The organism is Burkholderia sp. LS-044 (assembly GCF_004803625.1).
GTDB lineage: Bacteria > Pseudomonadota > Gammaproteobacteria > Burkholderiales > Burkholderiaceae > Burkholderia > Burkholderia cepacia.
This window is the reverse complement of the sequence record NZ_SSWO01000007.1, coordinates 54,581-75,237: the sequence shown is the minus strand read 5'-3', so window position 1 is coordinate 75,237 and position 20,657 is coordinate 54,581. Positions and strand designations below refer to the sequence as shown.

Here is a 20,657-nt window from a genome sequence, read left to right as displayed (position 1 = left end):
AGCCGCTCGATTCCAGCAGGGGCCGACTGCACCGGGCACGCGCGCGGCCGCACGCGGTTCCGTCGCCCATGAAAGACATCCTCGTTCTCTATTACAGCCGTCACGGCGCCACGCGTGATCTCGCGCTCGCGATCGCGAACGGCATCGACAGCGTGCCGGGCATGCAGGCCCGCATCCGCACCGTGCCGCCCGTGTCGACCGTCTGCGAAGCCACCGCCCCCGACATCCCCGCCGACGGCCCGCCGTACGCGGAACTGCGCGATCTCGAGGAATGCGCGGGCCTCGCGCTCGGCTCGCCGACCCGCTTCGGCAACATGGCCGCGTCGCTCAAGTATTTCCTCGACGGCACCACGCCGCAATGGTTGTCGGGTGCGCTGACCGGCAAGCCGGCAAGCGTGTTCACGTCGACGGGCAGCCTGCACGGCGGCCAGGAATCGACGTTGCTGTCGATGATGCTGCCGCTGCTTCATCACGGCATGATGATCGTCGGGATCCCGTACACGGAATCCGCACTCAGCACGACGCGTACCGGCGGCACGCCGTACGGCGCCTCTCACGTCGCGCAGCACGACCGCTCGGCCGCCGGCGGGCTGTCCGCGGACGAAAAGACGCTCGCGGCCGCGCTCGGCGTGCGACTCGCGCGCGCGGCGGCCGCCCTCTCCAGCGCCCAGGCCGCCGAGGCCGCATGAACGCCCCCGCCCGTCCCGCCGTCACTGCCCGGCCGCGCTACGCGCTGATTGCTGCCGCATGCCTCGTCGCGCTGATCGCGCTGTCGCTTGCGTGGGAGCTGCGGCTCGCGCCGCTGCGCCCGGGCGGCTCCGCGCTGATGCTCAAGGCCATACCGCTCGCGCTCGCGCTGCCCGGCGTCTGGCGGCGTAACATCTATACGATGCAGTGGGCGAGCATGCTGATCCTCGTCTATTTTGCCGAAGGCGTCGTGCGCGGCATGTCCGATCGCGGGCTGTCCGCGACGCTCGGCTGGTGCGAAACCGCGCTCGCCGTCGGTTTCTTCGTGACGGCGCTGGCGTACGTCGCGCCGTTCAAGCGCGCGGCGAAAAAGTCGCGCGCCGCGTCCTGACCCTTACGCGACAAGGTGATGATGTCCTCCGAAGCTTTCGTTTCCGCGTGCCGCGATGCGATCGGCGCCGATCATGTGCTGACCGACCCGCACGATACCGAACCGTTCCTGACCGACTGGCGCCGCCGCTACAAGGGTGCCGCGTGCGCGGTGCTGAAACCCGCGAACACGGCCGAGGTCGCCGCCCTCGTCAAGCTGGCCAACGCATACGGCATCGCGCTCGTGCCGCAAGGCGGCAACACCGGCCTTGCCGGCGGCGCCACGCCCGACGCGAGCGGCAGCCAGGCCGTGCTGAGCGTCGCGCGCCTGAACCGCGTGCGCGCGCTCGATCCGCACAACAACACGATCACCGTCGAATCCGGCGTGATTCTCGCCGACGTGCAGGCACGTGCCCGCGAAGGCGCCCGGCTGTTCGCGCTGAGCCTCGCGGCGGAAGGCAGCTGCACGATTGGCGGCAACCTGTCGACCAACGCGGGCGGCACCGCGGTGCTGCGCTACGGGAACGCGCGCGAACTGTGCCTCGGGCTCGAGGTGGTAACGCCGCAAGGCGAGATCTGGGACGGCCTGCGCGGACTGCGCAAGGACAACACGGGCTACGACCTGCGCGACCTGTTCATCGGCGCGGAAGGCACGCTCGGGATCATCACGGCGGCCGTGATGAAGCTGCATCCGCTGCCGGCCGCGCAGGTCACGGCACTCGCCGCGCTCGAATCGCCGCACGCGGCGCTCGATTTCCTCGCGCTCGCGCAGCGCGCGGCCGGGCCGCTCCTGACCGGCTTCGAGCTGATGTCGGATTTCTGCATGCAGCTGGTCGGCAAGCACTACCCGCAACTGCGCTACCCGTTCGCGCAGACGCACGCGCAAACGGTGCTGCTCGAACTGTCCGACAACGAAAGCGAAGCGCATGCGCGCGCGCTGTTCGAGAAACTGATGGAGGAAGCGTTCGAGGCCGGGCTCGTGGTCGACGCGGTGGTCGCGGAGAATCTCGCGCAATCGCGCGCATTCTGGGATCTGCGCGAGCACATCCCGCTCGCACAGGCCGACGAGGGGCTCAACATCAAGCACGACATCGCGGTGCCGATTTCGTCGATCGCGCGCTTCATCGACGAAACCGATGCGGCGATCCAGCAGGCCGCGCCGGGCGCGCGGATGGTCACGTTCGGCCACCTCGGCGACGGCAACCTCCATTACAACGTGCAGATGCCCGAAGGCGGCGATCCGAAGGCGTTCCTCGCCGCGTTCCAGGCGCCGATCAACCGGATCGTCTACGACAACGTGCACCGCCACCACGGCACGATCAGCGCGGAGCACGGGATCGGCCAGCTGAAGATCGACGACGCGCAGCGCTACAAGTCCCCGGTCGAAACGACGCTGATGCGCACGCTGAAGACCGCGCTCGACCCGCGCGGCCTGATGAATCCCGGCAAGGTCCTGCGCTGAAGCCGCCCACTCCGGAGCCCCGCCCGTGAAAATCCGCGTCCTGTCCGATCTGCACCTCGAAAGCAACCAGCCCGACGCGATCGCGCATGCCGACGCGGATATCGTCGTGCTGGCCGGCGACATCCACAATCATGCGGAAGGCCTGCGCTGGGCGGCCGAAACGTTCGATCCCGCGGTACCGGTGATCTACGTGCCAGGCAACCACGAGTACTACGACGGGGAATTCGGCGCGCTGGAGACGGCGATGCGCGATGCGGCGCAGGCGCTCGACAACGTGCATTACCTGAACAACGACGTCTACGTCGATCCCGGGCAGCGGTTCCGCGTGCTCGGCACGACGCTCTGGGCCGATTTTTCGCTGTTCGGTACCGACGAAGCCAGCCTCGCGGGCGCAATCGACGCCGGGCTGCGCGTGATGCTCGATTTCAAGGGCTTGATCCAGGTGACCTGGCCGCATGACGCGGCGCTGCATGCGGCGCCGGGCATGCCGGAACGGGATTTCTCGCCGGCCGACGCGATCGCGCTGCATCGACGCAGCCGCGCATGGCTGGAGACGCAACTCGCGACGCCGTTCGCGGGCCGGACGATCGTCGTTACCCACCATGCGCCGCACCGGCGCTCGCTGGCGCAGCGCTATGCGGACGATCTTGCGTCGGCGGGATTCGTCACGGACATGGCGGAACTCGTGCAGCCGCCAGTGGATCTGTGGCTCCACGGCCACACGCATACGTCATTCGACTACGTGGCGGACGGTGGCACACGCGTGGTATGCAATCCGCGCGGCTACATCCACCGGCGCACCGGCGAACGGGAAAACACCGCGTTCACGTGGGACAAGGTCGTCGAGCTCGGCTGAACGCCGGCCCGCCCGGCCGCATTGCGCGGCCTTTTTGCGCGACCTTTTCGACCCGGAGCGTGACTGCGGATCAGCGCCCCGGGCGGCGCGGCTCGCGCACCCGTACCGGCACCGGCTTCATCTGCGCCTTCGCCTTCATCGCGCGCAGCAGGTCGCGGGTCGCCGCGGCGGCCGCAGCCGCGCCCAGCAGGACTCCAAGGCCGATCATCAGGTGCGTATCCATCGCTACTCCGGGGTTGCGTATCTCGTTAATTTCCACAGTATCAAACTGTCCGGCACGCGTTCGTAAAAAAATGTTGCGTGAAGGACAAATCTCGTCAGATTGCGGCTAACCGCGCGGTCATGTCGCACGCGTGTACTGTTCGAGCGCGGCTTCGTCGGCTGCCAGCGTGGCCGGCAGCTCGTCGCGCAGGAAATCGACCCAGGTACGGATTTTCGCGTCGAGGTACTGACGCGACGGATACAGCGCGTAGATGTTCATCACGTGCGACCGGTATTCGGGCATCACGCGCACGATGTGCCCGCTGCGCAACCAGCCGATCGCCGAATAGAGCGGCAGGCCGCCGATCCCCATCCCTTCGCGCACGGCCACGGCGAGCGCCTCGGCGACGTTCACGCGAAACGGCGGCGCCGTGATCGGGACGACTTCGTCGCCGTTCGGCCCCGCGAGCGCCCATTCGTCGAACTGAAAGCCCGGCGCGACCATCCCGAGGCATACGTGCTGCGCGAGATCCGCGGGCCGCTGCGGCACGCCGTTCGCCTCGACGTAGCCGCGCGACGCGCACACCACGCTGTAGCTCTCGCCGAGCCGCTGCGACACGAGCCCCGAATCCGGCAGGTCGCGGCCGACGACGATCGCGACGTCGTAGCCCTCGTCGAGCAGGTCGGGCATCCGCTGCGCGAGCGTCAGCTCGACGTGCACGTCCGGGTAGCGCTCGCGATAGCGCGCGATGGCCGGCACCAGGTAGTGCTGGCCGAGGCTCGTGAAGCAATGCACCTTCAGCTTGCCCGACGGGCGCGCATGCGCGTCGCCCGCCTCGGCTTCAGCCTGGTCGACATACGCGAGGATCTGCTCGCAGCGCTGCAGGTAGCGCTCGCCGGCTTCGGTCAGTGCGATCCGGCGCGTCGTGCGGTTCAGAAGGCGCGTGCGCAGGTGCGCCTCGAGATCCGAGACCGCGCGCGACGCGTAGGCAGTGGTCGAATTCATCTGCTGGGCGGCCGCGGTAAAGCTTCCCGCGTCGACCACGCGGACGAATACCCGCATGTTTTGTAACGTATCCATCCCATTACCCGTTTGAATCCGGACGGATTGTTGCACAGAGGCAAACAAGTATTGTCTCAGGATTCGTAAAAATGACTTGCACCCTTGTCCATATATTCAGGAATCGCTGAAAAATATAATCGCATCCGACTCATCTATATCCGAAAGGGAGAAAATCGTGCAGTCTCCGGCGACAAAAGGGACGCTCGCACTGGCGGTTCTTGCAGTCTCATTAATAATGGCCGGGTGCGCGAGCATGGGCGACAACAAGCCGCAGTCGGCCCGCATCGAAGCGAACGCGCTCGATGCCGGCGCGGCCATCCGCGCGGCCGACCGTGACGCGGGCTGGCCCGCGGCCGACTGGTGGCGCGCCTACCGCGATCCGCAGCTCGACACATGGATTGCCGCCGCGCAGGCCGGCAACCCGACGCTCGCGGCCGCCGAGGCCCGCGTGCGCGAAGCGCAGGCGATGGCGCGCGTGGCCCGCTCGGCCGAATTGCCGCAGATCAACGGCAACCTCTCGCTGATGCGCCAGCACTGGCCGGACAACGTCTATTACGGCCCCGGCCCGCTCGCGAACACCGACACCTGGAACAACACCGGCACGCTCGGCCTGTCCTACCACCTCGACCTGTGGGGCAAGGACAAGAACGCGACCGAGCGCGCGCTCGATACCGCGCACGCGACCGCCGCCGACGCACGCGCGGCGAAGCTCGAACTCGAAGTCAACGTCGTGCGCGCGTACGTCGGCATGTCGATGAACTACGCGCTGCTCGACCTCGCGCACGAAACGTTCGAACGCCAGCGCTCGCTCGCCGATCTCGCGCGCAAGCGGCTGCAGGCTGGCCTCGGCACGCAGCTCGAGGTAAGCCAGGCGGAATCGACGCTGCCCGACTATGAGCGCCAGATCGACAGCTACGAGGAAGCGATCCAGCTCGCGCGGCACCAGCTCGCCGCACTGGCCGGCAAGGGCCCGGGCGCCGGCGATGCGATCAAGCGGCCTCGGCTGTCGCTCGACGCACCGGCCGGCTTGCCGTCGGCGATGCCGGCCGACCTGCTCGGCCGCCGCCCCGACGTCGTCGCGGCACGCTGGACGGTCGACGCGCAGGCGCGCGGCATCGACGTCGCGAAGGCTTCGTTCTATCCGAACATCGACCTGCTCGCGACGGTCGGCGGCTTCGGCGTGACCGCGCCGTTCACCGACTTCCTGCGCGCGATGAACGGCGGCTGGACGGCCGGCCCCGCGCTGTCGCTGCCGATCTTCGAAGGCGGCCGGCTGCGCGCGCAGCTCGGCGCGGCGAATGCCGGCTACGACCAGGCGGTCGAGCAATACAACCAGACGATCGTCGGCGCGCTCAAGGACATCGCCGACCAGGTCGTGCGGATCCGTTCGCTCGATACGCAGAAGAAGGACGCCGCACGCTCGGTGGCCGCCAACGACCGCAGCTACCAGCTGTCGCGCGAAGGTTTCCGCCGCGGCCTGACCGACTACGTCAACGTGCTGGTCGCGCAGCAGCAATTGTTGCGCGCGCAGGAAACGGCCGCCCGCATCGATGCGGAACGCCTCGCCGCGCACGCTCAGTTGATGGCCGCGCTTGGTGGCGGCGTCGAGACGGGCACGGACGTGCCGGGCGGCCATCCGCCGGGCAGCCAATCGTCGCATGGCGAATCCGCCGCGGGCGCAGCCGCGCCGGCCGCCGCGTCGGATGCGAAACCCGTGGCCGCCGCCGCCCGGCCCGCGCAGGTCGCGGCCGCCGGTGCCGCCGGCGTGCCGGCCGCACGGTAACCCGGAGCGACGCCATGTCAGCCTCCTCCCCCCTCTCCCCGACCGCCGGCGGTCCGTTCGCGGCCTGGTATGCCGCGTTCGGCGACTGGGCCCGCACCGACGGCGCCGCGTGGCTCTACCTGTTCAAGGCACTGCTCGCGGCCTTCATCGCGCTCGGCGTGTCGATGCGGCTCGACCTGCCGGCGCCGAAAACGGCAATGACGACCGTATTCATCGTGATGCAGCCGCAAAGCGGCGCCGTGCTCGCGAAAAGCTTCTACCGGGTCGCCGGCACGATCTTCGGGCTCATCGCGACGCTCACGTTCGTCGGGCTGTTCCCGCAGCAGCCGCAGCTGTTCCTGCTGGCGATCGCCCTGTGGATCGCGCTGTGCACCGCCGGCGCCGCGCGCAACCGCAACTTCCGCAGTTACGGCTTCCTGCTCGCCGGCTATACGACCGCGCTGATCGGCCTGCCCGCGTCGCAGCACCCGGATGGCGCATTCATGAGCGCGATGACGCGGGTCTCCGAAGTCATCATCGGGATCGTGTCGGCCGGCGTCGTCAGCGCGCTCGTGTTTCCTCGGTACACGGGCGAGCAGATGCGCACGACGGTGCGCAAGCGCTTCGGCAGCTTCGTCGACTACGTCGCGTCGGCGCTGTCGGGCCAGCTCGACCGCGCGCACATCGAGACCATCCATACGCGCTTCGTCGCCGACGTGGTCGGCTTCGAGGCCGCGCGCAGCATGGCCGTGTTCGAGGATCCGGACACGCGCATGCGCAGCGGCCGCCTCGCGCGGCTGAACAGCGAGTTCATGAGCGCGTCGAGCCGCTTTCACGCGCTGCACCAGCTGATGAACCGGCTGCACGCGGCCGGCGCGCAGGCCGCAATCGATGCGATCGAGCCGTATTTCCGCGAGATCGCGCCGCTGCTCACGCGCGATGGCGAACCCGTGCGCACGTCGATCGACGCCGCGCACTCGGCCGAGCAACTGCTCGCGTGGCGCGACGCGCTCCCGCGCCGTATCCGCGCGACACGCGCGGAACTCGAAACGCAGCCCGACTTCCCGCTGCTCGACTTCGATACCGCCGCCGAACTGCTGTACCGCTTCATCACCGACCTGCAGGAATACGCGGCGACCTATGCGTCGCTCGCGACCGCGACGCACGAGCGCGAACGCTGGATCGAACGCTACGAGCCGCGCACCAACAAAACGGCCGCCACGATCGCGGGGATCCGCACCGCGACGGTGATTCTCGCGCTCGGCTGGTTCTGGATCGAGACCGCGTGGCCGAGCGGCGTGATGCTGGTGCTGAACGCCGCGGCGACCTGCGCGCTCGCGTCGTCGGCGCCGCGCCCGACCGCGATGGCCGCGCAGATGGGGATGGGCACGGCGCTGGCCGTCTGCACCGGCTTCCTGCTGACGTTCGGCATCTACCCGCGGATCGACGGCTTCGTCCTGCTGTGCGCGGCGCTCGCGCCGTTGCTCGCGATCGGCATCTACATGTCGCTGAAGCCGAAGCTCGCCGGCTACGGCGCGGGCTATCTGATCTTCTTCTGCTTCCTCGCCGGCCCCGACAGCATCACGCACTACGATCCCACGAGCTTCATGAACGACGCGCTCGCGCTCCTGTTGTCGATGCTCGTCTCGGCGATCGCGTTCGCCGTGCTGTTCCCGCCGACCGCGCCGTGGCTCAAGAAACGCCTGTTCGCCGACCTGCGTCACCAGGCCGTCGCGGCCTGCCACGCGCGGCTCGCCGGACTGCGCACGCGCTTCGAGAGCGGCGCGCGCGACCTGATGTACCAGGCGCACACGCTGTCGGCCGACCAGCCTGACGTGCAGCGCGACGCGCTGCGCTGGATGTTCGCGGTGCTCGAAACCGGGAATGCGGCCATCGACCTGCGCCACGAGCTGGCAACGCTGCCGTCCGACCCGCGCTACGCGCCGACGACGCCGTGGCGCCGCGCGATCGAAACGATGCGCGCCGCGCTGTCGTCGCTGTTCGCGCGGCCGGACGCCGAACGTTTCGATGCAACGCTCGCCGCGGTAAACGATGCGATCGACGCGACCCGGCAGACGCTCGACGCATTCACGCCGACGCGCGAGGAACGCCACCGGCTGCAGCGCATCCTGAGCCATCTGCATTTCGTGCGCACGGCACTGCTCGATCCCGAATCGCCGCTCGCCGCGCTCAACCGCAACCGCCCCGTGCGTCCCCAACCAGGAGCCTCGTCATGATGCCGCGTGAAATCGCCATTCTCGATGCCTACATGCCCACGGTGGTGCTGATGTTCGTCCTCGGCGCGCTCGCGACCTGGGCCGTCGACCGCCTGCTCGCCTATACGGGCCTCTACCGTCTCGTCTGGCACCCGTCGCTGTTCCGGGCCTGCCTCCTCGTCTGCATTTGCGGCGGACTGAGTCTTGCCGTTTACCGTTGATTCCGAACCATCATGATTCTCAGAAAACTCTTCGGCTTCGTCGCGACCGCCGTCATTCTTCTCGTCGCGATCCTGATCGGGCGCTCGCTGTGGGTGCACTACATGGACGATCCGTGGACGCGCGACGGGCGCGTGCGCGCCGAGATCGTCAACGTCGCGCCGGACGTGTCGGGCGCGATCGTCGAACTGCCCGTGCATGACAACCAGCTCGTGAAAAAGGGCGACCTGATCATGCAGATCGACCCGTCGCACTACCAGATCGCGGTCGAGCAGGCGCAGGCGGCCGTCGCCGCCCGCCGCGCGGAACTGCAGATGCGCCGCGACGACGCGGCGCGCCGCGCGGATCTCGATGCGCTCGTCGTGTCGAAGGAAAACCGCGAGAACGCCGCGCACAGTGCGTCGAGCGCCGATGCGCAGTACCAGCAGGCGATCGCCGCGCTCGATGCCGCGAAGCTCAACCTCGAGCGCACGCGCGTCGTCGCGCCGGTCGACGGCTACATCACGAACCTGCAGACGTTCAAGGGCAACTATGCGGTGGCCGGCCAGGCGAAGCTCGCGATCGTCGACAGCCACTCGTTCTGGGTCTACGGCTACTTCGAGGAAACCAAGCTGCCGCGCGTGAAGATCGGCGCGCCGGCCGAAATGCGGCTGATGAGCGGCGGCGTGATGAAGGGCCACGTCGAAAGCATCTCGCGCGGCATCTACGATCGCGACAACCCGCAAAGCCGCGACCTCGTCGCGGACGTGAACCCGACCTTCAACTGGGTGCGCCTCGCGCAGCGCGTGCCGGTGCGCATCAGGATCGACGAAGTGCCGGCCGACGTGGTGCTGTCGGCGGGTACGACCTGCACGGTCATCATCGATCCGGACAAGCAGAAGAAGTCGTAAGCGCAACGCGTGCCGGGCGGCATCCCGCCCGGCGGCGTCACTCCCAGAAGAACCGGTAAGGCAGGAACGGCGACGGGCCGAGCCCCGCTTCGCCGATCATGTTGCGCAACCGCATCGCAAAGCCGATGGCGCCGATCGCGACGAGTGCGGCGATCACATACGGGCGCCGCACGTACGGCACGCGTTGCAGCGGCACGAACTGGCAGCCCATCGCGAACAGCACGAGCCACTGGAAGCGCAGCCCCGCATAGCTGACCCGCGCGAGCGCGAAACTCGCGATCTCGCAGGCGAACAGGAACACGAGCGTGCGCGGCATGCGGGCAAGCAGCGCCCAGCCGGCCGCGAGGGTCAGCAGCGCGAGCACGAGCGGTGCGCTGCCCGACATCTGTGCAGGCGGCGTGAATGCCGCATAGAGTCCGAACTTCGCCAGCAACGCGTCGTGGTGCATCGCGAACAGCACGCCGCCGATCGCGACCGCCAGCCCCGCATAACGCAGCAGGCGCAGCCGCCGCACCTGGAGCAGCACGACGAGCAGCACCGCCGACACGTGCATGCCGGCCGCCGCGGCCGCCAGCGCGATCGACGCGCCATGCCGCCTGCGCGCCCATTCGTCCGACGCGATCTTGGCCGCGCAGAACGCGAGGCCATAACGCAGCCCGCTCATCGCCATGTCGTAGAAGAACAGCGGAAAGATCAGCGTGGCGAACACGCACGCATCCTCGGCTGTCCGCCCGAACGCGACGACACATGCGATGACGATCAGCAGCGACAGGATTGCCGTCACGATGTGCGGGTCGTGCCCGACCCATTCGAGCGCGCGCACGAGCCATACGAAACCCGGCTCGAGCGTGCGCGGTACGACCTTCAGGTTGCCGCTCCAGATGCCGGCGATGATGTCCTGGTAAATCGCCGTGTCGGTGCCCGTCCGGCCACGCAGCACGGCGAACGTGGCGGCCGGTGCGATACCCGCCGCGAGCCACCGCCACGGCGGCATGCGCGTGCGCATGCCGAGCGCGGCAGAGACGAGGATGCACAGGTATCCGCTCAGATAAATCGTCGTTGTCATTGTTATGAATGACCCGCTCGGCGCAGTGCCGCACCGGTGTCGATGCGCGCGCCGCGGGTTCTGGTCCCCAGCTGTGTGGAAGCGCATTGTAGGGGATCGCGCGGCGCGTGACTGCCGGTTTTGTCACCCACCGGCGGATGAGCGGGCGGATTGCGCGTGTCGCGGGTGGCCGGCCCGCGACCGCGCGGCGCTCGGGCCGCGTCAGGCCGCGATACGAAAGCGCCCGACCAGCGACTTCAAGGCCTGCGCCTGCTCGTCGAGCGCGTTCGCCGCGGCGGCCGCCTGCTCGACGAGTGCCGCGTTCTGCTGGGTGCCGGCGTCCATCTGCGTGACCGCGCGGCCGATCTCGTCGATCCCCGCGCTCTGCTCGTCCGATGCGGCGGAAATTTCGCCGATGATGTCGGTCACGCGCTTGACCGCGCGCACGACGTCGCCCATCGTGCGGCCCGCATCGTGCGCGAGCGCCGCACCGTTCGCGACTCGCTCGACCGACGCGCCGATCAGCGCTCGGATCTCCTTCGCCGCGGTCGCCGCGCGTTGCGCGAGCAGGCGGACTTCACCCGCGACCACCGAGAAGCCGCGCCCCTGCTCGCCCGCGCGTGCGGCCTCGACGGCTGCGTTCAACGCGAGAATGTTGGTCTGGAACGCGATCCCCTCGATCGTGCCGATGATGTCGCGGATGTTCTTCGCGCTGTCGTCGATCTCGCTCATCGTCGCGACGACGCGCCCGACGACTTCCCCGCCCGTCTCCGCAACGGCCGAAGCATTGGCCGCGAGCGCGCTCGCCTGCCGCGCGTTCTCGGCGTTCTGCCGTACGGTCGACGTGAGCTGCTCCATGCTGGCCGCGGTGCGCTCGAGCGCGACGGCCTGCTGCTCGGTGCGCCTCGACAGATCGAGATTGCCGGTGGAAATCTCGCCCGACGCGGCCGCGATCGCCTCGGCGCTGACGGCGATCTCGCCGACGGTCGCCGCAAGCCCCGTCTGCATCTCGGCCAGCGCACGCACCATGCTGTCGCGGTCGTGCCGGCCCAGCGTGATCGGTCGCGTCAGGTCGCCGCGCGCGATGTCCGCGGCAATCGCCTTCGCATGCGCGGGCTCGCCGCCGAGCTGCGACGCGAGACGGCGCACGACACGTTCGGCGATGACGATCGCGAGCACGATCAGCGCAACCGTCATCGCCGCGATCATCGCGAACGACGACGAGAAAATGGTGGCGGACGCATCGAGCGTCGCCTTCGACTTCGCACCGCGTGTCTTCACGAGCTCGGCGACCAGTTTTTCGAGCTTGCCGGTTTCGACCAGCAGCGACACGTCCTGCGTGCCGACCTGCCAGCTCATCTGCGACAGGTCGAGCGGCTGTGCCTGCACGAGCGCGACGAAATCGCGCAGATGCGCGCTCCACGCGCCGACCGCCGTCGAGAATGCGCGCAGCCGCGCCGAATCGTCGACGTCGGCCGGATCCGCATAGCGCTGCAGCGTGCCGAGCGCCTGGCCGATCGACGCGAGCCCGGCGCCCACGTCTGCGCCCAGCTCGTTGCGTTCCTTCGCGGTGGTCGCGGTCAGCAGCATCTTCTGGGCACGGCTCGCACGCAGCACTTCGGCCCGAACCTCCTCGGCCGCGCGGCTCGCGACGTGACCCTGCTCGTAGACGGAGGCGATCGACGCATTCAGCCGGCTGATCTGCCAGAGCGAAAACATGCCGATCGCCAGCGTGCCGGCGAGCAGGATCGCGAATGCGGCGCGCAACGTCGCCTTGACGGTCCACGGCCGGCGCTCGCGACGCGCCGCCCGCGGGCGCCGGGCGGCGCGACCGGCGGCGACGTCGGGTGCGGCGGCAACCGCACCGGGCTGTGGACGCAAAGATGCTGCTTTCATCGATATATCCCCGTATTGATCACGCGGCCGGAAAGGTCGGTCCCGGCGTACCCGCGATGGCTGGCCATGCCGCGCGTCCTGCGCCCGCACGGCGGATAGCCGGTGCCGGGCGCGGCGCGCCTGTTGTCATTGGGTCGTTCTACGGCCGCCACCGCCGTTTCTTGAGTCCGGTAAACCACGCACCGGCCCCGGGCGCCCGCCCCGCTTGCGGGCGGGCGTGCCGCCAGCGTTATACCCGGCCAAAAAAGCGGGCACCGGCCGATCCGTCGGATGAATGTCCGATTCACGATAAAACTTGTCCGGACATTCCCGATACGCCACATTACACTTCTTTGACGCAGCAACGATTCAAGACGCGCCGATCCCCAACAGAGCGCGCCCGCCACCTCAACTCGTTCAGCTCTCACATGGAAACCAGCCTCGACACCGGCTCCGCCGGCGCAGCCGCCACCCAGCCTTCCGCGCCACCCGTCGCCCGCACCGTCTACCCGGTGCTCGGCGCGATCAGCTTCTCGCACATGCTCAACGACATGATCCAGTCGTTGATCCTCGCGATCTACCCGATGCTCAAGAGCCAGTTCGCGCTGTCGTTTGCGCAGATCGGCCTGATCACGCTCACCTACCAGATCACCGCGTCGCTGCTGCAGCCGCTCGTCGGCCTCTATACCGACAAGCGTCCGAAACCGTATTCGCTGCCGGTCGGCATGGGTTTCACGCTCGCCGGGCTGCTGCTGATGTCGGTCGCGCCGAATTTCCCGATGCTGCTGGTGGCCGCGGCGCTCGTCGGCTGCGGCTCGTCGGTGTTCCATCCCGAATCGTCACGCGTCGCGCGGATGGCGTCGGGCGGCCAGCACGGGCTCGCGCAGTCGGTGTTCCAGGTCGGCGGCAACGCGGGTTCCGCGCTCGGGCCGCTGCTCGCCGCGCTCGTGATCATTCCGCACGGCCAGCACAGCATCGCGTGGTTCTCGGCAGCCGCGCTCGTCGCGATGATCGTGCTCACGCAGATCGGCCACTGGTACAAGAAGCATCCGTCGATGAAGAAGAAAGCCGCGGCGGCCGGCCACCCGACGCTGTCGCGCGGCCGCGTGATGGGCGCGATCGGCGTGCTGGTGCTGCTCGTGTTCTCGAAGTATTTCTACCTCGCGAGCATCAACAGCTATTTCACGTTCTACCTGATCGACAAGTTCAACCTGTCGGTGCAGGCCGCGCAGATCCACCTGTTCGTGTTCCTCGCGGCCGTGGCGGCGGGCACGCTGATCGGCGGGCCGGTGGGCGACCGGATCGGCCGCAAGTACGTGATCTGGGTATCGATCCTCGGCGTCGCGCCGTTCACGCTGCTGCTGCCGTACGCGAACCTGTTCTGGACCAGCGTGCTGACCGTGATCATCGGCATCGTGCTCGCGTCGGCGTTCGCCGCGATCCTGGTCTACGCGACGGAACTGATGCCCGGCAAGGTCGGGATGGTCGCGGGCCTGTTCTTCGGCTTCGCGTTCGGCCTCGGCGGCGTCGGCGCGGCCGTGCTCGGCCAGCTCGCCGACGCGACGAGCATCACGTTCGTCTACAAGGTGTGCTCGTTCCTGCCGCTGATCGGCGTGCTGACGGTGTTCCTGCCGAACCTCGAAAGCAGCCGGCGCAAGAAGGCGTGAAAAAACGGCCGCGGCGCGCCTGCCGGCGCCGCGGCCGTGATGCTCCGATCGACGGGATCGACGGCGGCTTCAGGCCGCCGTCGTCGCATGCAGCGTCAGGAAACGCTTGAGGATGCCGGACGAATAGCTGCTCGCGATCGCCGACAGGAAGTGCGAGAACGACTGCGTCGCGTGATCGTCGGCCGTATCGGAGATCGTGCGCACGAGCGCGAACGGCACATCGTGCTCCGCGCACACCTGCGCGATCGCGGCCCCTTCCATTTCGACCGCGAGCGCATCCGGCAGCGCGTCGCGCAGCGCGACGACCTCGCGCTCGCTCGACACGAAGCGGTCGCCGCTGATGACGAGCCCCGCGTGCAGCGTCGCGCCGGCCAGGCTGAAGCGTGCGGCGAACTGCGCCCCCTCTTCCGCGACGAATTGCGTGCACGCGGCCCGCAGGCGCGCGGTCAGTGCGGCGTCGGTCGCGAAACGCGTGATGCCGAGCAAAGGCACCTCATAGCGCGGAAACAGCGGCGACGCGTCGAGATCGTGCTGCAGCAGCGTATCGGCCACGACGACATCGCCGACGCGCACCGTGCGCGACACACCGCCCGCGACGCCGGTGAACACGATGCCCGACACGCCGAACACGTGGATCAGCGCGCTGACCGTCGCGGCGGCCGCGACCTTGCCGACCCGCGCCAGCGTCACCACACAGGCCGCGCCGTGCACGGTACCGACGTGATAATCGCGGCGGCCGAGCGTGACCGTCTTCATCGCGCCGTCGGCGCGCATCGCGGCGATCAGGTCGCCGAGTTCCTCGGGCAGCGCGGCCAGGATGCCGAGCGGTCGAATCGAAGCCGTGCCCACCATACCGATGCCCGTCATTCCACCGCCTGCAGTTTCGCGACCGCGAGCGCGAGCCACTTCTCGCCGTGCCGCTTGAACTTCACCTGTGCCTTCGCATCGGTGCCGTTGCCTTCGAGCGCGGTGACCGTGCCTTCGCCGAACTTGGTATGGAACACCTGCTGGCCGACGCGGAAACCGGTATCGGCGGCCCGCTGCTTGTTCGCGAACGCCGGCAGCGGCGCGGACACGGCCGCATCGACGATCTGCTCGCGACTGCCGCCGCCCGGCCGCGCGAACCAGTCGCGCCCGTACCCGGCGTTGTCCGACCGGCCACCCCAGCGCGAACCGGCCTCGACCTTCGGCGTCAGCCACTTGAGCACGTGTTCGGGCAGCTCGTCGAAGAAGCGCGAGCGCACGTTGTAACGCGTCTGGCCATGCAGCATCCGGCTCTGCGCGAACGACAGGTAGAGCCGCTCCTTCGCGCGCGTGATCGCGACGTACATCAGCCGGCGCTCTTCCTCGAGGCCGTCCGATTCGAGCACGCTGTTCTCGTGCGGGAACAGCCCTTCCTCGAGGCCCGTGATGAACACGGCCGAGAATTCGAGCCCCTTCGCCGCGTGCACCGTCATCAGCTGCACGGCGTCCTGGCCGGCCTGCGCCTGGTTGTCGCCGGCCTCCAGCGACGCATGCGACAGGAAACCGGCGAGCGGCGTCATCGTGTCGGGGTTCTGTGCCGGATCGGCAGGCGATACCGGGTCGAGCACGTCGACCGCCTGATCGTCCGCGGCGGAGCCGAGCTCCGGGGCCGCGATCGCGCCTGCGCGCAGCGGAATCGAACGGGCCGGCGTGTCGAGCCCGTAGCCCTCCTCTGCGATGAACGCGGTGGCCGCGTTCACGAGTTCCTGCAAGTTCTCGAGACGGTCCTGGCCTTCGCGCTCGCCCTGGTAGAAATCGGCGAGACCGCTGGCGCGCACGATGTGCTCGACGGTGTCGGGCAGGTTCATCTGCTGCGTGTCGGCGCGCATCTTCGCGACCAGGTTCGCGAACCCGCCGAGGCTCGTGCCGGCCTTCCCCGTCACGTACGGAATCGCGGCGGCCATCGAGCAGCCGTACAGGCGCGCGGCGTCGGCGAGCTGCTCGATCGAGCGCGCGCCGATTCCGCGGGTCGGGAAGTTCACGACGCGCACGAACGCGGTGTCGTCGTTCGGGTTGTCGATCAGGCGCAGGTACGCGAGCGCGTGCTTCACTTCCTGGCGTTCGAAGAAGCGCAGGCCGCCGTACACGCGGTACGGGATGCCCGACGACATCAGCGTGTGCTCGATCGAGCGCGACTGCGCGTTGCTGCGGTACAGGACGGCCACTTCGCTGCGCGCCATCCCGGTGTTGATCAGCGAGCGGATCTCCTCGACGATCCAGCCGGCTTCCTGCGAATCGGTGCTCGCCTCGTACACGCGCACGGGTTCGCCGTGGCCCGCGTCGGTGCGCAGGTTCTTGCCGAGGCGGTGCGCGTTGTTCGAGATCAGCTGGTTCGCCGCGTCGAGGATGTTGCCGTGCGACCGGTAGTTCTGCTCGAGCTTGATCAGGTTGCGCACCCGGAATTCGTCTTCGAAGTCGCGCATGTTGCCGACGTTCGCGCCGCGGAACGCGTAGATCGACTGATCGTCGTCGCCGACCGCGAAGATCGCGTTCTGGCCGCCCGCGAGCATCTTGAGCCACGCGTACTGCAGCTTGTTGGTGTCCTGGAACTCGTCGACGAGGATGTGCCGGAAGCGCGCCTGGTAGTGCGCGCGCAGCGGCGCGTTGTACGCGAGCAATTCATAGCAGCGCAGCAGCAGCTCGGGGAAATCGACGACGCCCTCGCGCTGGCACTGCTGGTCGTATGCCTGGTACAGCTCGACGAACTTGCGGTTGAAGTTGTCGGTCGCGTCGACCTTGTCGGGACGCAGCCCCTGCTCCTTCGCATTGTTGATGAAGTACTGGACGTTCTTCGGCGGGTACTTCTCGTCGTCGACGTTCGCCGCCTTCATCAGCCGCTTGATCGCGGACAGCTGGTCGGCCGTGTCGAGGATCTGGAAGGTCTGCGGCAGGCCGGCGTCGCGCCAGTGCGTGCGCAGCATCCGGTTGCACAGGCCGTGGAACGTGCCGATCCACATCCCGCGCGTGTCGATCGGCATCATCGCCGACAGGCGCGCCATCATCTCGCGCGCGGCCTTGTTCGTGAAGGTCACTGCGAGCACGGTGGGCGGCGATGCGTAGCCCTGCTGGATCAGCCACGCGATGCGCGTGATCAGCACGCGGGTCTTGCCGCTGCCCGCCCCTGCGAGGATCAGCGCCGGTTCGTTCGGCAACGTGACGGCGGCGAGTTGTTCGGGGTTCAGATTGGCGAGCAGGTCGGGCATGGAGCGGCAGCGAACGGGCGAGGAAAATGCGGACCCGACATTATAAGGCGGCCGGACGATGCCGTTCCCGATCCGTTCGACCGCCCGTCGCGCGTACGTTGCCGGCACGTGGCGGCCGCGTCGCGACGGGCCCGCGCCGGCAAGGCGATGGCTGGTCGATGTGCATCCATTTATAATTGTCGGATTCGGCATCCAATTCACGCATTTTTCGGCAGATTTCCAACATGAGCGACAACACGCTTGCGAAGAGTTTCGAGCCCCACACCATCGAGTCCCATTGGGGGCCGGAGTGGGAAAAGCGCGGTTACGCGGCCCCGGCATTCGATCCGGCCCGCCCCGATTTCTCGATCCAGTTGCCGCCGCCGAACGTGACGGGCACGCTGCACATGGGCCACGCGTTCAACCAGACGATCATGGACGGCCTCGCCCGCTACCACCGGATGCTCGGCGAGAACACGCTGTGGGTGCCCGGCACCGACCACGCGGGGATCGCGACCCAGATCGTCGTCGAGCGCCAGCTCGACGCGCAGGGCGTGTCGCGCCACGACCTCGGCCGCGAGAAGTTCGTGGAGCGCGTGTGGGAATGGAAGGAAAAATCCGGTTCGACGATCACCGGCCAGGTGCGTCGCATCGGCGCGTCCACCGACTGGTCGCGCGAATACTTCACGATGGACGACAAGATGTCGGCCGCCGTGCGCGACGTGTTCGTCACGCTTTATGAACAGGGCCTGATCTACCGCGGCAAGCGCCTCGTCAACTGGGATCCGGTGCTGTTGACCGCCGTGTCGGATCTCGAAGTCGTGAGCGAAGAGGAAAACGGCCACCTGTGGCACATCCGCTACCCGCTCGTCGACGGCTCGGGCTCGCTGACCGTTGCCACGACGCGCCCGGAAACGATGCTCGGCGACGTCGCGCTGATGGTCCATCCGGAAGACGAGCGCTACGCGCACCTGATCGGCAAGCTCGTCACGCTGCCGCTGACGGGCCGCGAGATCCCGGTGATCGCCGACGACTACGTCGACCGCGAGTTCGGCACGGGCGTCGTGAAGGTCACGCCCGCGCACGACTTCAACGACTACCAGGTCGGCCTGCGCCACAAGCTCGCGCCGATCGAGATCCTGACGCTCGACGCGAAGATCAACGACAACGGCCCCGAGCAGTATCGCGGCCTCGACCGCTTCGACGCGCGCAAGGCGATCGTCGCCGATCTCGACGCGCAGGGCTTCCTCGATTCCGTGAAGCCGCACAAGCTGATGGTGCCGCGCGGCGACCGCACGGGCGTCGTCATCGAGCCGATGCTGACCGACCAGTGGTTCGTCGCGATGACGAAGCCGGCGCCGGAAGGCACGTTCAATCCCGGCAAGTCGATCACGGAAACGTCGCTCGACGTCGTGCGCAACGGCCAGATCAAGTTCGTGCCGGAAAACTGGACGACCACCTATTACCAGTGGCTCGAGAACATCCAGGACTGGTGCATCTCGCGCCAGCTGTGGTGGGGCCACCAGATTCCCGCATGGTACGGCGAGAACGGCGAGGTGTTCGTCGCGCGCAACGAGGAAGAAGCGCGCGCGCAGGCTGCCGCGAAGGGTTACGCGGGCGCGCTGAAGCGCGACGAGGACGTGCTCGACACGTGGTTCTCGTCGGCGCTCGTGCCGTTCTCGTCGCTCGGCTGGCCGAACGAAACGCCTGAACTGAAGCACTTCCTGCCGTCGTCGGTGCTCGTCACGGGCTTCGACATCATCTTCTTCTGGGTCGCCCGGATGGTGATGATGACCACGCACTTCACGGGCCAGGTGCCGTTCCACACCGTCTACGTGCACGGCCTCGTGCGCGACGCGGAAGGCCAGAAGATGTCGAAGAGCAAGGGCAACACGCTCGACCCGATCGACATCGTCGACGGCATCGACCTCGACACGCTGGTCGCGAAGCGCACGACGGGCCTGATGAACCCGAAACAGGCCGCGACGATCGAGAAGAAGACGCGCAAGGAATTCCCGGACGGCATCGCCGCGTTCGGCACCGATGCGCTGCGCTTCACGATGGCGTCGATGGCAACGCTCGGCCGCAACGTGAACTTCGACCTCGCGCGCTGCGAGGGCTATCGCAACTTCTGCAACAAGCTGTGGAACGCGACGCGCTTCGTGCTGATGAACTGCGAAGGCCACGACTGCGGCAGCGACAAGCCGGAAGTCTGCGGCGCGGGCGATTGCGGCCCGGGCGGCTACCTCGACTTCTCGGCGGCCGACCGCTGGATCGTGTCGCTGCTGCAGCGCACCGAGGCCGACATCGCGAAGGGCTTCGCCGATTACCGCTTCGACAACATCGCAAGCAGCATCTACAAGTTCGTGTGGGACGAGTACTGCGACTGGTATCTCGAACTCGCGAAGGTGCAGATCCAGAACGGCACGCCGGAACAACAGCGCGCAACGCGCCGCACGCTGCTGCGCGTGCTCGAAACGGTGCTGCGCCTCGCGCACCCGATCATCCCGTTCATTACCGAAGCGCTCTGGCAGAAGGTCGCGCCGCTCGCGGGCCGCTATCCGCAAGGCAAGGCCGACGGAGAAGCGTCGCTGATGGTGCAGGCGTACCCGGTCGCGAACCTGCAAAAGATCGACGAGGCGTCCGAACAGTGGGCGGCCGACCTGAAGGCGATCGTCGACGCGTGCCGCAACCTGCGCGGCGAGATGAACCTGTCACCGGCAACCAAGGTGCCGCTGCTTGCCGCCGGCGATGCCGAGCGCCTGCGCTCGTTCGCGCCGTACGTCCAGGCGCTCGCGCGCCTGTCGGAAGTGCAGATCCTCGCGGACGAAGCGGCGCTCGACAAGGAAGCGCACGGCGCGCCGATCGCGATCGTCGGGCCGAACAAGCTGGTGCTGAAGGTGGAAATCGACGTCGCGGCCGAACGCGAGCGCCTGTCGAAGGAAATCGCGCGCCTGACGGGCGAAATCGCGAAATGCAATGCGAAGCTCGGCAACGAGGCTTTCGTCGCGAAAGCGCCGCCGGCGGTGGTCGAACAGGAGCAGAAGCGCGTCGCGGAATTCCAGAGCACGCTCGAAAAACTGCGCGCGCAGCTCGATCGGTTGCCTGCGTAACAAAGGGTAAGGTTGTTTGCGTTCAC

General features: G+C 68.0%; 16 protein-coding genes. 10 read left to right on the top strand and 6 right to left on the bottom strand.

Going from position 1 to position 20,657, the window contains the following annotated elements; genetic code table 11:
- Positions 1–68: 68 nt before the first annotated feature.
- From wrbA to E9536_RS19385, 4 genes are read left to right on the top strand one after another with little or no spacing between them, the layout of a single operon-like run.
- Complete coding sequence (wrbA, locus tag E9536_RS19400) at positions 69–689, top strand: NAD(P)H:quinone oxidoreductase (protein ID WP_027787717.1); 621 nt, start codon at positions 69–71, stop codon at positions 687–689.
- Positions 686–1,078, top strand: coding sequence for a DUF2069 domain-containing protein (locus E9536_RS19395; RefSeq protein ID WP_021160810.1), 393 nt, complete (start codon positions 686–688; stop codon positions 1,076–1,078). Before wrbA ends, E9536_RS19395 begins: the two co-directional genes overlap by 4 nt.
- Before the next feature lie 18 nt (positions 1,079–1,096).
- Positions 1,097–2,518 carry an FAD-binding oxidoreductase gene (locus tag E9536_RS19390; RefSeq protein ID WP_136470417.1) on the top strand — a complete coding sequence of 474 codons (1,422 nt, stop codon included), beginning with the start codon at positions 1,097–1,099 and terminating at the stop codon, positions 2,516–2,518.
- 25 nt (positions 2,519–2,543) lie between these two features.
- Complete coding sequence (locus tag E9536_RS19385; protein ID WP_136470416.1) at positions 2,544–3,374, top strand: metallophosphoesterase; 831 nt, start codon at positions 2,544–2,546, stop codon at positions 3,372–3,374.
- 70 nt (positions 3,375–3,444) lie between these two features.
- Here E9536_RS19385 and E9536_RS41470 read toward each other — a convergent pair whose 3' ends face one another.
- Both E9536_RS41470 and E9536_RS19380 read right to left on the bottom strand, forming a co-directional pair.
- Positions 3,445–3,597 carry a hypothetical protein gene (locus tag E9536_RS41470; RefSeq protein WP_006476208.1) on the bottom strand — a complete coding sequence of 51 codons (153 nt, stop codon included), beginning with the start codon at positions 3,595–3,597 and terminating at the stop codon, positions 3,445–3,447.
- Positions 3,598–3,714: 117 nt separating this feature from the next.
- Entirely contained in the window at positions 3,715–4,656 is a 942-nt protein-coding gene (locus E9536_RS19380; RefSeq protein WP_027787721.1) for a LysR family transcriptional regulator, read from the bottom strand.
- Positions 4,657–4,813: 157 nt separating this feature from the next.
- Between E9536_RS19380 and E9536_RS19370 the strand changes: the two genes are divergently transcribed.
- The 4 genes from E9536_RS19370 to E9536_RS19355 are packed head-to-tail and all read left to right on the top strand — an operon-like array spanning position 4,814 to position 9,725.
- Positions 4,814–6,421 carry an efflux transporter outer membrane subunit gene (locus tag E9536_RS19370; protein ID WP_136470415.1) on the top strand — a complete coding sequence of 536 codons (1,608 nt, stop codon included), beginning with the start codon at positions 4,814–4,816 and terminating at the stop codon, positions 6,419–6,421.
- Between the two features lie 14 nt (positions 6,422–6,435).
- On the top strand, positions 6,436–8,637 hold the full coding sequence (locus E9536_RS19365; RefSeq protein WP_059699049.1) for an FUSC family protein: 2,202 nt from the start codon (positions 6,436–6,438) through the stop codon (positions 8,635–8,637).
- Complete coding sequence (locus tag E9536_RS19360; protein WP_011351756.1) at positions 8,634–8,837, top strand: DUF1656 domain-containing protein; 204 nt, start codon at positions 8,634–8,636, stop codon at positions 8,835–8,837. The genes E9536_RS19365 and E9536_RS19360 overlap by 4 nt, the downstream gene beginning before the upstream one ends.
- 12 nt (positions 8,838–8,849) lie before the next feature.
- Positions 8,850–9,725: an HlyD family secretion protein gene (locus E9536_RS19355; RefSeq protein ID WP_014897260.1), complete on the top strand. Its 876-nt coding sequence runs from the start codon at positions 8,850–8,852 to the stop codon at positions 9,723–9,725.
- Between the two features lie 37 nt (positions 9,726–9,762).
- Here E9536_RS19355 and E9536_RS19350 read toward each other — a convergent pair whose 3' ends face one another.
- Positions 9,763–10,791: an EpsG family protein gene (locus E9536_RS19350; protein ID WP_168799543.1), complete on the bottom strand. Its 1,029-nt coding sequence runs from the start codon at positions 10,789–10,791 to the stop codon at positions 9,763–9,765.
- Positions 10,792–10,992: 201 nt separating this feature from the next.
- Entirely contained in the window at positions 10,993–12,666 is a 1,674-nt protein-coding gene (locus tag E9536_RS19345) for a methyl-accepting chemotaxis protein (protein ID WP_060349704.1), read from the bottom strand.
- A gap of 407 nt (positions 12,667–13,073) precedes the next feature.
- Between E9536_RS19345 and E9536_RS19340 the strand changes: the two genes are divergently transcribed.
- A complete protein-coding gene (locus tag E9536_RS19340; RefSeq protein WP_136470413.1) occupies positions 13,074–14,312 on the top strand; it encodes an MFS transporter in 1,239 nt (412 codons plus the stop codon).
- Positions 14,313–14,381: 69 nt separating this feature from the next.
- Here the strand turns inward: E9536_RS19340 and E9536_RS19335 are convergent, their stop codons facing one another.
- Together E9536_RS19335 and E9536_RS19330 are read right to left on the bottom strand one after the other, a co-directional pair.
- Positions 14,382–15,179, bottom strand: coding sequence for a 5'-methylthioadenosine/adenosylhomocysteine nucleosidase (locus E9536_RS19335; RefSeq protein WP_059699042.1), 798 nt, complete (start codon positions 15,177–15,179; stop codon positions 14,382–14,384).
- The gene (locus E9536_RS19330) at positions 15,176–17,539 is read right to left on the bottom strand and encodes a UvrD-helicase domain-containing protein (RefSeq protein ID WP_060082897.1); all 2,364 of its coding nucleotides are present in this window, start codon (positions 17,537–17,539) and stop codon (positions 15,176–15,178) included. The genes E9536_RS19335 and E9536_RS19330 overlap by 4 nt, the downstream gene beginning before the upstream one ends.
- Before the next feature lie 224 nt (positions 17,540–17,763).
- On the opposite strand from E9536_RS19330, the gene E9536_RS19320 reads away from it, so the two are divergent.
- Complete coding sequence (locus E9536_RS19320; protein WP_060316640.1) at positions 17,764–20,631, top strand: valine--tRNA ligase; 2,868 nt, start codon at positions 17,764–17,766, stop codon at positions 20,629–20,631.
- The last annotated feature ends 26 nt before the right edge of the window (positions 20,632–20,657 follow it).